Origin of the sequence: Halomonas sp. 72 (assembly GCF_052379785.1) — a bacterium.
Lineage (GTDB): Bacteria > Pseudomonadota > Gammaproteobacteria > Pseudomonadales > Halomonadaceae > Vreelandella > Vreelandella citrativorans.
Genome location: NZ_JBQSYY010000004.1, coordinates 224,040 through 235,805 on the forward strand (window position 1 = coordinate 224,040; position 11,766 = coordinate 235,805).

13 protein-coding genes are annotated in these 11,766 nt (G+C 53.6%); 2 read left to right on the forward strand and 11 right to left on the reverse strand.

Going from position 1 to position 11,766, the window contains the following annotated elements; translation table 11 throughout:
- The first annotated feature begins 183 nt into the window (after window positions 1-183).
- Together ACT3T6_RS06480 and ACT3T6_RS06485 are read left to right on the forward strand one after the other, a co-directional pair.
- On the forward strand, window positions 184-1,377 hold the full coding sequence (locus ACT3T6_RS06480) for a cation diffusion facilitator family transporter (RefSeq protein WP_192526782.1): 1,194 nt from the start codon (window positions 184-186) through the stop codon (window positions 1,375-1,377).
- Window positions 1,378-1,435: 58 nt separating this feature from the next.
- A complete protein-coding gene (locus ACT3T6_RS06485) occupies window positions 1,436-2,035 on the forward strand; it encodes an undecaprenyl-diphosphatase (RefSeq protein ID WP_192526781.1) in 600 nt (199 codons plus the stop codon).
- 11 nt (window positions 2,036-2,046) lie between these two features.
- Here ACT3T6_RS06485 and mgtE read toward each other — a convergent pair whose 3' ends face one another.
- From mgtE to ACT3T6_RS06540, 11 genes are all read right to left on the reverse strand, one after another.
- Complete coding sequence (mgtE, locus tag ACT3T6_RS06490) at window positions 2,047-3,429, reverse strand: magnesium transporter (protein WP_087107050.1); 1,383 nt, start codon at window positions 3,427-3,429, stop codon at window positions 2,047-2,049.
- A 142-nt stretch (window positions 3,430-3,571) separates the two neighbouring features.
- On the reverse strand, window positions 3,572-4,000 hold the full coding sequence (locus tag ACT3T6_RS06495; protein WP_087107048.1) for a F0F1 ATP synthase subunit epsilon: 429 nt from the start codon (window positions 3,998-4,000) through the stop codon (window positions 3,572-3,574).
- 24 nt (window positions 4,001-4,024) lie between these two features.
- Complete coding sequence (gene atpD / locus ACT3T6_RS06500) at window positions 4,025-5,404, reverse strand: F0F1 ATP synthase subunit beta (protein ID WP_087107046.1); 1,380 nt, start codon at window positions 5,402-5,404, stop codon at window positions 4,025-4,027.
- A gap of 73 nt (window positions 5,405-5,477) precedes the next feature.
- Window positions 5,478-6,365 carry a F0F1 ATP synthase subunit gamma gene (gene atpG, locus ACT3T6_RS06505; RefSeq protein ID WP_087107044.1) on the reverse strand — a complete coding sequence of 296 codons (888 nt, stop codon included), beginning with the start codon at window positions 6,363-6,365 and terminating at the stop codon, window positions 5,478-5,480.
- Between the two features lie 65 nt (window positions 6,366-6,430).
- On the reverse strand, window positions 6,431-7,975 hold the full coding sequence (gene atpA, locus ACT3T6_RS06510; protein WP_087107042.1) for a F0F1 ATP synthase subunit alpha: 1,545 nt from the start codon (window positions 7,973-7,975) through the stop codon (window positions 6,431-6,433).
- 16 nt (window positions 7,976-7,991) lie between these two features.
- On the reverse strand, window positions 7,992-8,528 hold the full coding sequence (locus tag ACT3T6_RS06515) for a F0F1 ATP synthase subunit delta (RefSeq protein WP_087107040.1): 537 nt from the start codon (window positions 8,526-8,528) through the stop codon (window positions 7,992-7,994).
- Between the two features lie 11 nt (window positions 8,529-8,539).
- Window positions 8,540-9,010, reverse strand: a complete 471-nt coding sequence (locus ACT3T6_RS06520; RefSeq protein ID WP_087107038.1) for a F0F1 ATP synthase subunit B — start codon at window positions 9,008-9,010, stop codon at window positions 8,540-8,542.
- A 77-nt stretch (window positions 9,011-9,087) separates the two neighbouring features.
- Window positions 9,088-9,315 carry a F0F1 ATP synthase subunit C gene (gene atpE, locus ACT3T6_RS06525; RefSeq protein WP_018918432.1) on the reverse strand — a complete coding sequence of 76 codons (228 nt, stop codon included), beginning with the start codon at window positions 9,313-9,315 and terminating at the stop codon, window positions 9,088-9,090.
- Between the two features lie 67 nt (window positions 9,316-9,382).
- Entirely contained in the window at window positions 9,383-10,210 is an 828-nt protein-coding gene (atpB, locus tag ACT3T6_RS06530; protein ID WP_087107036.1) for a F0F1 ATP synthase subunit A, read from the reverse strand.
- A 12-nt stretch (window positions 10,211-10,222) separates the two neighbouring features.
- Entirely contained in the window at window positions 10,223-10,621 is a 399-nt protein-coding gene (locus ACT3T6_RS06535) for an ATP synthase subunit I (protein WP_087107034.1), read from the reverse strand.
- 207 nt (window positions 10,622-10,828) lie between these two features.
- Entirely contained in the window at window positions 10,829-11,758 is a 930-nt protein-coding gene (locus tag ACT3T6_RS06540) for a ParB/RepB/Spo0J family partition protein (RefSeq protein WP_192526780.1), read from the reverse strand.
- Window positions 11,759-11,766: the final 8 nt, after the last annotated feature.

Below are 11,766 nucleotides of genomic sequence, written 5' to 3' on the forward strand. Positions count from 1 at the left end.
CATCAAAAGGGTGGTTGAATGACAATGGCGCATAAGGATACACCTCCATTAGGGGATTGTCCGCCATGCCTACCATCGTTTTGCATTGCGTATTAGCCTACTTAGAAGTAAAGGGCTTAAGAGATCATATTGCAGTGCGCTACAATAATGCTTTATTGAAAGCGCTCCCTTGTCAGGTATTCCATGACTCAGACCGTTGAAACGCCAGTGGTTCCCAACCACGAGCTAGATAATCAGGAAGCCAAGCGCGTCACCTATATAGGTGCCTGGTTGGATAGTGTGCTTAGTATTGTCAAAGTGGCGGTAGGTTTTTGGGTGGGTTCTGCCGCACTGATTGCGGATGGCATCCACTCGCTCTCTGACTTAATCACCGATGGCTTTGTACTGGCCGCCATTCATTACGGGCGTCAGGAACCCGACAATGACCATCACTATGGTCACGGGCGCATCGAAACACTCACTACACTGCTGTTGGGTAGCGTACTGATCTTTGTGGCAGGCGGTATTGCCTGGTCAAGCCTGGACCGCTTGTTTAGTGGCACAGAAGTCACCGCGCCTGGCATCGTGGCGATTGTGATTACGTTTATTGCGCTGATCAGTAAAGAGTGGATTTTTCGCTACACCATGCGCGTCGCCAAGCGGGTAAAATCCAAGCTGTTGGAGGCTAATGCCTGGCACTCTCGTAGCGATGCCCTTTCTACTGCGGTGGTACTGGTCGCACTGATTGGCGCTCAGTTTGGATTGGGTTGGCTGGATGCCGTCGCTGCCATTGTGGTTGGCCTGCTCGTAGGCAAGGTTGGCTGGGATTTACTGTGGGAATCTGCGCGGGAATTAGTCGATACCGCACTGCCTGAAGACACCCAACGCCAAATGCACGACGTAGCTTGTAGCGTACCAGGCGTGGATAGCGTGCATGACCTTCGCACTCGCCAATCAGCAGGTTGGGTAATGGTGGATTTGCATGTCGTGGTCGGGCCTAAAATCACCGTTTCAGAAGCCCATGAGATAGGTAATGAGGTCAGCCGCCGTTTACGTCATGAGTTTCCGCTACTCACCGATGTTATTTTCCATGTTGACCCTGAAGATGACGCTGGAGAAGGAGACCCCAGCCGAATGCCCGGCCTGCCACTACGTCCGGAGGTTGAGGCCGCGCTTGATCAACGCTGGTACGCGCATCCAGTGTGGCGCACGTTAAACGAGCTTCAACTGCACTATCTGGATGACAAGGTATCCGTATCGCTGATTATCGGCGATGCGGTACATCAGCCCCCGCAATGTTTGGCTAGCCAGCTCAAAGCGCTCGCCAGTGATATCGAGTGGCTCGGTCATGTGGAAGTCATGTTTATCACCCGAGCGGCCAGTAGCGCGATACGCTAGCCGTTCGATAAACGCCAAATACTCAACCACCTGACGGGCCTTATGGTTTCAGTACGTAATGAATACGCTTAACCTTACCTTGTTTGAAAGGCTCAACGCCGCCGCTGGCACCCCTGAGTGGCTGGTCATGTTTGCTCATGGGTGCGCCGTTGAATTGATGTGGCTACTACCTGCGTTACTGATAATCGGCTGGCTGCGTGGCGGTGAACAGCTCAAGCAGCCACTGCTGGAGGCGCTGATAGCGACACTGCTGGCCTTAGCGATAAGTGGCATCATCGGGGTGCTATGGCCTATGCCCCGGCCCTTTGCCGTACCGGTAGGCACCACGTTGATGGCCCATGCGCCAACCCCGGCCTTCCCCAGCAATCATCTAACGATCATTCTGACCATGGCCTTTAGCTTGATGCTGCACCGCTACACCCGACGTATCGGCAGCCTTCTTCTGCTCATGGCCATTCCCGTTGGCTGGGCAAGGATTTTTTTGGGCGTCCACTTCCCCCAGGATATGGCAGGCGCTGCCCTTTTGTCAGCCGTTATGGCCGTGCTGGTGGGTATCAACCGCGCCTGGCTAGTGCTACCGGTTTATGAGCACGTCGCCAAGCGCCTTTATCACTGGCTGTTCGCACCGCTTATCCGCCGTGGCTGGGTGCAGCGCTAGCCGGCTGTTCTCTATAAGCTAGTAAGAATTGCCGTTGCAATAGAGAAGTAAATCAATACCCCGGTGGCATCAATCAAGGTGGTGACCAGCGGCGCAGAGGCAGCTGCCGGGTCGACCTTGAAGCGCTCCAGTACAAACGGCAGGCACATGCCCAGCAGGCTGCCAAACAGTACGATAGTGACCATACTGAGGGAGACGATAATAGCGACTTCGTTGCCTGCACGCAGTATCCCGATGGGAGCGACGGCGATGGCCATGGTCAGCCCCAGGGAGCCAGCTACCAACAGCTCTCGGCCGAGCATTTTACTCCAGTCCTTAACGCCTACATCACCGGTTGCCATACCGCGAACCATCAGCGTTGCCGCCTGAGCGCCTGCGTTACCGCCACTACCAATCAACAAGGGCAGGAAGAATACCAGCGCCACCTGGGCGGCAATAATATCTTCAAAGTGAGCAATACCCGCACCGGAAAACAGGTTGGCAAAGACCAGTACTACCAGCCACGTCACCCGTTTACGGTACAGGCTCCACAGCGATACACGGCTAACGCCATCTTCCAACTGGCCAATCGACATCCCCTTGTGGATATCTTCGGTGGCTTCCGACTCTGCCACGTCCATCGCATCATCGTGAGTAACGATACCCACCATACGGTTTTCGGCATCAATCACCGGCAGCGCCAAGAGGTCATAACGAGCCACGATGCGAGCTACTTCTTCCTGCGCTTCATCCACGGCGGTGCTGATCACATCCTTGATCATGATGTCGTCAACCAACGCGCCGGGCCTGGCAATCATCAGCTGACGCAGGGACATCGTGCCAATCAGCCTGCCATCGTTGTCCAGGATATAGAGCTGATAGACCGTCTCTGCATCCGGAGCAGTCTGGCGTACGCGCATCATTGCCTGAGACACCGTCATGCCACTGGCTATTGCCACATAGTCAGAGGTCATAATGGCGCCTGCAGTGCCTTCCTCGTAGCCTGCTAGCCGCTTGAGATCTTCCCGCTCCTGATGTGCCATGCGCCGTAACAGCGCTTCTCGGCGATCTTCATCCAGAAGATTGAACAGGTCCACCCGTTCGTCAGAGCCCATCTCTTCCAACAGCTTAAGTACCTGGGTGTCCTTTAGCTCACCCACGACTTCCAGCTGGCTTTCACCTGGCAGGTAGCCAAGCACATTAGCGGCGCGTTCTGTAGAAAGTATATCGAGCACTGAAAGCGCTGCGGACAGCTCTTCGTCCTCCTCGATAAGCTCTTCAAGCACCTCACCAATATCTGCCGAACGAATTTCGGCCAAGCGTTCGGATAATAGCTCTCTTTTCGGTTCCTCTTTGACCAGCTCGTCAAGCAGCTCGGTTTTTAATTCCTGCAAGATTTCATCGTTCAATGACATCGCGTTCTCCTTCTCTGCAGACGAGTCAGTGCTGACAAGCATTATGCTACTAAATGCTTATGACAAGTGTACCAGACAAAAAAAACGCCCCTTAAACCCTAACGGGTTCAAGGGGCGTTTTATTCACGCTTACCGCGTAGTGTTAGCCTTTACCTGCCTTTTTGCGCAGCTGCTGGATCGTACGCAGCTGTGCAACGGCTTCGGCAAGTTCAGCGGAGGCACGGGTATAATCCAGCTCCGATGACTTCTCATTAAAGGCTTTCAGCGCTTCCTGACGCGCTTCTTCGGCAGCGGCCTCATTGAGGTCGCTGGCCCGCGTTGCGGCGTCTGCCAGAATCGTAACGACATCCGGCTGGACTTCCATAAAGCCACCCGAGACAAAGAAGTTCTCTTCCTTGCCATTGTCGTGAATGACACGAATCGGGCCCGGCTGAAGCTCCGTCAGTAACGGGGCGTGACCCGGCAAAATACCCAGGTCACCCATCATCCCGGAAGCAACTACCTGCTCAACACTGCCTGAGAAGATAGATGCCTCTGCGCTGACGATATTGCAAGTGAAGCTATTCGCCATAGCGAATCCCCCTAATGGACGGGATTACTTCTTCATCTGGTTGGCTTTTTCGACCGCTTCGTCGATGGAGCCGACCATGTAGAAGGCCTGTTCCGGCATATCGTCATACTCGCCATTGAGGATGCCCTGGAAGCCACGGATAGTATCTTTCAGAGAAACATACTTACCGGGTGAGCCAGTGAATACCTCGGCAACGAAGAATGGCTGCGACAAGAAACGCTGAATTTTACGCGCCCGAGAAACGGCCAGCTTGTCTTCATCAGACAGCTCGTCCATACCCAGAATGGCGATAATATCCTTCAGTTCCTTGTAACGCTGCAGTACGTTCTGTACGCCACGAGCAACCGCATAATGCTCATCACCCACCACCAGCGGATCCAACTGACGAGACGTTGAGTCCAGCGGGTCGATGGCCGGGTAGATACCTAGCTCAGCAATGGAACGGGCCAGTACAACGGTCGCGTCCAGGTGCGAGAAGGTGGTTGCCGGAGACGGATCGGTCAAGTCATCCGCCGGTACGTATACCGCTTGTACGGAGGTGATTGAGCCTGATTTCGTCGAGGTGATACGTTCCTGCAGAACACCCATCTCTTCAGCTAGCGTCGGCTGATAACCTACCGCAGACGGCATACGGCCAAGCAGTGCAGATACTTCTGTACCGGCCAGGGTGTAACGGTAAATGTTATCGACGAACAGTAGAACGTCGCGGCCTTCATCACGGAATTTTTCAGCGATGGTCAGACCGGTCAGCGCAACGCGAAGACGGTTACCGGGCGGCTCGTTCATCTGACCGTAAACCAGCGATACCTTATCGATAACGTTGGATTCGGTCATTTCATGATAGAAGTCGTTACCCTCACGCGTACGCTCACCTACACCGGCAAATACGGAATAGCCGCTGTGCTCGGTGGCGATGTTGCGGATAAGCTCCATCATGTTAACGGTTTTACCAACACCCGCACCGCCGAACAAGCCAACCTTGCCACCCTTGGCAAACGGGCAGACCAAGTCGATAACCTTGATACCGGTTTCCAAAAGCTCGTTAGAAGCTGCCTGGTCGGCATAGCTGGGTGCTTTACGGTGGATAGGCATACGCTCTTGCTCACCGATCTCACCCGCTTCATCAATCGGCTCGCCGAGTACGTTCATGATACGACCCAGCGTTTCCTTACCTACCGGTACGGAAATCGCGGCACCTGTGTTGGCTACGTCCAAGCCACGCTTTAAGCCCTCAGTGGAGCCCATGGCAATGGTGCGTACCACGCCGTCGCCCAACTGCTGCTGGACTTCGAGGACAGTCTCTTTCTCAGAGACCTTCAGCGCGTCGTAGACCTTGGGCACAGAGTCCCGCGGAAACTCTACGTCAATCACCGCGCCGATGATTTGTACGATACGTCCGCTCATCTTGGTTCCTCTCAAAAACCTGCAAATGAAACCTGTCTGCCGGGAGCCGCTTTATTGGGCAGCTCCCTAGGCGTTATACGGCTGAAGCGCCGCCGACGATCTCAGAAATTTCCTGGGTGATGGCGGCCTGACGGGCCTTGTTGTAAACCATCTCCAGATCGTCGATCAGGTTGCCCGCGTTATCAGTGGCACTCTTCATAGCGATCATCCGGGCGGCCTGTTCGCACGCACCGTTTTCGACTACCGCCTGATACACCTGCGATTCGATGAATCGAACCAACAGGCTGTCTAGCAACGCCTTGGCATCCGGTTCATACAGGTAGTCCCAGCTTTCGGGACGGGCGTTTTCTTCGTCATGTTTAGCGTCTGCGCCCATATCAGGCGACAGAGGAAGAAGCTGACGCACAACCGGCCGTTGCGTCATGGTGTTAACGAATTCGTTGTACACCACGTACAGGCGATCAAGACGTCCTTCATCGTACGCTTCGAGCATGACCTTGATACTACCGATCAGACCCTCGACCGTGGGTGCTTCACCTAATCCGCTCTTGGCTGCAATCAAGTTGCCGCCATAGTTACGGAAGAAAGCACTGCCTTTCGCGCCAAGGGCACAGAAGTCCAGCTCAGCGCCTTCCTGGCTCCAGACACGGGCATCTTTCACCACGGCCTTGAACAGGTTGACGTTTAAGCCGCCGCACAAACCGCGGTCGGTAGACACCACAATGTAGCCTACGCGATTCACCTCGTTACGCTCGATCATGTAATCGTGGCGATATTCGGGGTTAGCGTCAGCAATGTGGCCTACGACGTTGCGAATCTGCTTGGCATACGGCTGGCCAGCCTTCATCAGATCTTGTGCTTTACGCATTTTCGATGCAGCCACCATTTCCATGGCACTGGTGATCTTCTGCGTATTTTTGATGCTCCCGATCTGGGTGCGTATCTCTTTTGCAGCTGCCATAGCGATCTACCTTTCGTTCGTGACTCTCAGAAAGTAGGCAAGCCCGCCCACAGGCGGGCCGGACATTACCAGCTCTGAGTCGCCTTGAACTTCTCGAGACCCGACTTCAAGCCGTCTTGAATCTCGCCGTTGTAGTCGCCGGTCTGGTTGATTTTGTCGAGCAGATCGCCGTGTTCAGACTTCATGTAATCGTGCAGGGCACGTTCGAAGTCCAACACTTTATCGACGCTCACATCATCCATGTGACCTTCGTTAGCGGCGTAGAGAGACAGCGCCATTTCTGCAACCGACATCGGCGAATACTGTTTCTGCTTCATCAGTTCGGTGACGCGCTGACCGTGTTCAAGCTGCTTACGGGTCGCTTCGTCAAGGTCAGAAGCGAACTGCGAGAACGCAGCCAGTTCACGGTACTGAGCCAAGGCCAGACGAACACCACCACCTAACTTTTTGATGATCTTGGTCTGGGCAGCACCGCCCACGCGCGATACGGACAAACCTGCGTTAATCGACGGACGAATACCGGAGTTAAACAGGCTGGTTTCCAGGAAGATCTGACCGTCGGTGATCGAGATCACGTTGGTCGGAACGAACGCAGAAACGTCGCCACCTTGGGTTTCGATGATCGGCAGCGCGGTCAAGGAACCGGTTTTGCCCTTCACTTCACCGTTGGTGAACTTCTCAACGTAGTCGACGTTGACACGTGCCGCACGCTCAAGCAGACGCGAGTGGAGATAGAACACGTCACCGGGATAGGCTTCACGGCCTGGCGGACGACGCAGCAGCAGGGATACTTGACGGTATGCCACTGCCTGCTTGGAAAGATCGTCATACACGATCATCGCGTCTTCGCCACGGTCACGGAAGTACTCACCCATGGTGCAACCGGAATACGCGGAGAGAAACTGCATCGGAGCCGGATCGGCAGCGCCCGCAGCAACGACGATGGTGTGTTCCATCGCGCCATGCTCTTCGAGCTTGCGCACAACGTTGGCAATGGTCGACTGTTTCTGACCAATGGCAACGTAGACACAGGTAACGCCTTTGCCTTTCTGGTTGATGATCGCATCAATGGCAATGGCAGTTTTACCGATCTGACGGTCACCGATAATCAGCTCACGCTGACCACGACCGATCGGCACCATGGCATCGATGGATTTCAAGCCGGTTTGAATCGGCTCATCAACCGACTGACGGGTAATAACGCCAGGCGCTACTTTTTCTACCGCGTCGGTCATTTTAGCGTTGATATCGCCTTTGCCGTCGATGGGGTTACCCAACGCATCAACAACACGGCCAATCAGCTCAGGGCCAACCGGTACTTCAAGAATACGACCGGTGCATTTCGCGGTCATGCCTTCTTCAAGCAGCAGGTAGTCGCCCAGGACAACAGCACCTACGGAGTCACGCTCCAGGTTAAGTACCATGCCAAAAACGCTGTTAGGAAATTCAATCATTTCACCAAACATGGCGTCTTCGAGGCCGTGAATTTTCACGATACCGTCGGAAACACCTACGATGGTGCCCTGATTACGAGCTTCAGATGCGACGTCAAGCTTCTCAATTCGCTGCTTGATGATGTCGCTGATCTCGGAAGGATTCAATTGCTGCATGCCATGTCCCTCAGACTCAAGCGGTTAGCGCTTCGGAAAGGCGGTTCAGTCGACCACGTACCGACCCGTCAATGACGGTATCGCCAGCACGCAGGATGACACCGCCGATGAGCGACTTATCTACCTGAGTAGTAATGGAGATTTCGCGATTCAGACGTTTCTTGAGCGCGTTGGATAGCTTGGTCTTTTGTGCGGCTGTCAGTTTATACGCTGACGTTACCATTACCTCTACACGCTGCTCGTGTTCAGCGCGCAGGCGCTCAAACTGTTCAGCGATAAAAGGCAGAACCATTAAACGGTCCTGGTCAGCCACAGCCTCCAAAAAGCGAGACAGTGCATCACCCTGCGGTTCTGGAAGCATCTCAACCAGAAGGGCAACTTTCTTTGCATTCTCGATTTTGGGGCTACCCAGCAGACGTCGAGCGTCGCTATCGGCCACAACAGTGCCCAAAAAACCCAGCGCCTGTGACCAGCTATCAAGCACATCATTATCACGCGCGTGTTCAAACGCCGCCTTTGCGTAAGGACGAGCGACGGTAAGTAATTCCGCCATAATTCACCTCCTTACAGTTCGGCAGCCAGCTTATCAAGCAGCTCGCGATGCGCATTTTCATCGACAGAAGCTTCCAATACACGCTCAGCGCCGATGATGGCCAGATGAGACACCTGGGCACGTAACTCTTCTTTCGCTCGATTTACTTCAAGCTCGATTTCAGAGCGTGCGCCCGCCATGAGACGTTCACCTTCTGCGCGGGCCTGCTCGCGGGCTTCTTCGATCATCTGAGCAGAGCGCTTATTGGCTTGCTCAAGGATCTGTGAAGCTTGTTCCTTGCTTTCACGCAGCGTCTGTTCTGCCCGCTCTTGAGCTAGCTCAAGATCACGAGTAGCACGGCTGGCTGCATCCAAGCCATCAGCAATTTTTTTCTGACGCTCGTTAAGCGCGTTGCTGATCGGAGGCCACACGTACTTTATGCAAAACCAGACAAAGATCGCGAAGGCGATCGTCTGCCCGATAAGCGTCATGTTGATATTCACAGGGATGTACCTCTGACAAGTTCGTGGCGACCGGAGTGAAACAAAACCGAGCGGTTAACCGCCCGGTAAAGCAATCATTAACCGGCAACAACGAAGATCAGGTACATCGCAATACCAACACCGATCATCGGTACAGCGTCCAACAGACCTGCCATGATGAAGGTTTTGGTTTGCAGCTGGTCGCCCAGCTCCGGCTGACGTGCAGTAGACTCAAGCAGTTTGCCGCCCAGAATAGCGAAGCCAATACCAGTAGCCAGTGCGCCTAGACCGATGATGATGGCAGCCGAAAGATAAACCATTTCCATGATGTTGCTCCTGAGTTTAAGTTTTGGTTAAGGGTTGTGGGTTAATGAAAGCGTTAGCGTTGCTTGGTTAGTGGTGTTCGTGCGCCGCGCTCAAATAAACGATGGTGAGCGTGGTAAAGATAAAGGCCTGTAGCGTGACGACCAGGATATGGAAAATTGCCCATGGCACATCCAGTACCCAAATGGCCCAAAACGGCAGCATAGCAATCAAAATGAAGATAACTTCACCGGCAAACATGTTACCGAACAGTCGCATGGCCAAGCTGAACGGCTTGACCAGTAGCGATACAATTTCCAACACCAGGTTGAAAGGAATCAACGCCCAGTGATTAAACGGGGTCAGGGAAAGCTCTTTGACAAAACCGCCAACGCCTTTCACTTTGAAGTTGTAGTACAGAATCAGGCCAAATACGCCCAACGCCATGCCTAGCGTGGCATTTACGTCGGTAGTAGGTACAATTTTCATGTAATCCACACCGAGCTTGCTAAACAGTACCGGGAAGTAATCGACTGGAATTATCTTGAGACTATTCATCAGCAGTATCCAGACGAATAGCGTAATTGCCAGCGGGACAATATGCGGATTACGCCCATGGAACGTTGAGCGCGTCAGGTTGTCGATAAACTCGACCACCATTTCAACCGCGTTTTGCAGACCGCCTGGCACGCCAGTGGTCGCGGCTTTTCCCGCCTTACGGAATACCCAGAGAAACAGTACCCCCATAGCGATTGACCAGCCCATGGTATCCAAATGGATCGCCCAGAAGCCCATTTCGCCCGCTTCTTGAGCTGAATGCGCCAGCGACCAACCATTCACCGGGTGATGCCCAAAGGTCAGGTTCTGCAAGTGGTGCTGGATATAATAAGTCGTCGAGACTTCGTTTCCTGCGGCCATAGAGATATCACCTCAATAAAGTGTGCGATGTCTGCGCATAAACAACGGCGTTAGCCCATGCATCAGAACAATCGCCACATAAGCACTAAAAAAGAAAGCGGGGTTTGAGGGGGGCACTACTACGAACACTGCGCTAAACAGTGCCACCGTCAAACCAAACTTGCCTCCTTCGGCACGAAACAAATGAACAGCGCTGCGCGATGTTCGCTTACTGTGCAATATGCCCATTCGCTGTATAAAAAAAGCATGGGGTAGCAAGGCCACCAGCGCACCTGTTACCACGGAGAAAACGCCCGGCATGCGCGCTATAGGGTAGACCATCAACATGCCGACTACCGTCACGATTAGCTGTGCGGTAAAAAGCCGGATGACATACGCCTTCCTGCGCTGGGTTTCAACACGTTCTACCATTGCCCAGCACCCTGCCAGCGAATGGTTGCTTAGGCTGTTGATAAGCAACCTGCACAAATCTTGCGCGATTATAGGGAAGCGCTATCACACCTTCAACCGAAGTTGCTCGTATTTAACGTGTTTAAGGGACAACTTGCGACCAAAGGGTAAAAATTAGCTGCTTTTTAATGTTTTCTTAATAAGCCTGCTATTTAATTAATAAGCAGCCTATTTAATATGCGCCAGTATTCCGTCGAGTTCATCAAGGCTTGTATAGCGGATGGTCACTTTGCCTTTACCCCGATTACCATGGTCAATTGAAACGGGTGCGCCAAGCAGTTCCCCTAGCTGTGTTTCTAGACGCGAGACATCCGCCGTTTTATTTGGCCGACTTGGCGTTTTTTCAACGCTTTGGCTGGCCTGTACCTTTTTAACCAACGCTTCGGTGGACCGCACGGTGAGATCGTTATTCACCACTTCATGAGCCACTTGGCGCTGCTGAACGCTGTTAAGTGATAGCAACGCACGTGCATGGCCCATATCCAGGTCACCTCGCTCTAGCAGCGTTTGGACTTCTGGATCCAGCGCCAGCAAGCGCAGTAAGTTGGCGACCTGAGTGCGGGATTTACCGACCGCGTCAGCAATCTGCTGCTGGGTTAATTCAAACTCATCACCCAGCCGTTTAAGCGCCATCGCTTCTTCGATGGCATTGAGGTTTTCACGCTGAATATTTTCAATCAGCGCCAGTGCCAAGGCAACTTCGTCACTTACCTCACGAATAACCGCGGGGATAACGTCGAGCTCGGCCAGCTGCGCTGCACGCCAGCGCCGCTCACCAGCAATAATTTCATAGCGATCTTCGCCAATAGGACGCACCACAATAGGCTGCATAACGCCCTGGGCACGTATAGAATCGGCAAGCTCTTCAAGCGCTTCTGGCTGGATATCACGCCGCGGCTGATACTTGCCACGGGTTAATTGGCCAAGCGGAAGGCGCTCCAAACGCTCAGGAGCCACATCCGAGGCCACCACCACGGATGACACCTCATCATGGGCTTCCGACGTAGAGCTACCGGTAAGTTCCAGGCTGTCACGGCGACGAGCGCCCGCACCAATTAGGGCATCCAGGCCACGTCCTAGCGCGCGTTTACGCGTCATTCGCTTTC

Coding starts and splice junctions, on each gene's coding strand:
- ACT3T6_RS06480 (WP_192526782.1), top strand. CDS start 184: ATGACTCAGACCGTTGAAACGCCAGTGGTTCCCAACCACGAGCTAGAT.
- ACT3T6_RS06535 (WP_087107034.1), bottom strand. CDS start 10,621: ATGGTAGAACGTGTTGAAACCCAGCGCAGGAAGGCGTATGTCATCCGG.
- atpA (WP_087107042.1), bottom strand. CDS start 7,975: ATGCAGCAATTGAATCCTTCCGAGATCAGCGACATCATCAAGCAGCGA.
- ACT3T6_RS06540 (WP_192526780.1), bottom strand. CDS start 11,758: ATGACGCGTAAACGCGCGCTAGGACGTGGCCTGGATGCCCTAATTGGT.
- atpD (WP_087107046.1), bottom strand. CDS start 5,404: ATGAGCGGACGTATCGTACAAATCATCGGCGCGGTGATTGACGTAGAG.
- ACT3T6_RS06495 (WP_087107048.1), bottom strand. CDS start 4,000: ATGGCGAATAGCTTCACTTGCAATATCGTCAGCGCAGAGGCATCTATC.
- atpE (WP_018918432.1), bottom strand. CDS start 9,315: ATGGAAATGGTTTATCTTTCGGCTGCCATCATCATCGGTCTAGGCGCA.
- atpB (WP_087107036.1), bottom strand. CDS start 10,210: ATGGCCGCAGGAAACGAAGTCTCGACGACTTATTATATCCAGCACCAC.
- atpG (WP_087107044.1), bottom strand. CDS start 6,365: ATGGCAGCTGCAAAAGAGATACGCACCCAGATCGGGAGCATCAAAAAT.
- ACT3T6_RS06515 (WP_087107040.1), bottom strand. CDS start 8,528: ATGGCGGAATTACTTACCGTCGCTCGTCCTTACGCAAAGGCGGCGTTT.
- mgtE (WP_087107050.1), bottom strand. CDS start 3,429: ATGTCATTGAACGATGAAATCTTGCAGGAATTAAAAACCGAGCTGCTT.
- ACT3T6_RS06485 (WP_192526781.1), top strand. CDS start 1,436: ATGAATACGCTTAACCTTACCTTGTTTGAAAGGCTCAACGCCGCCGCT.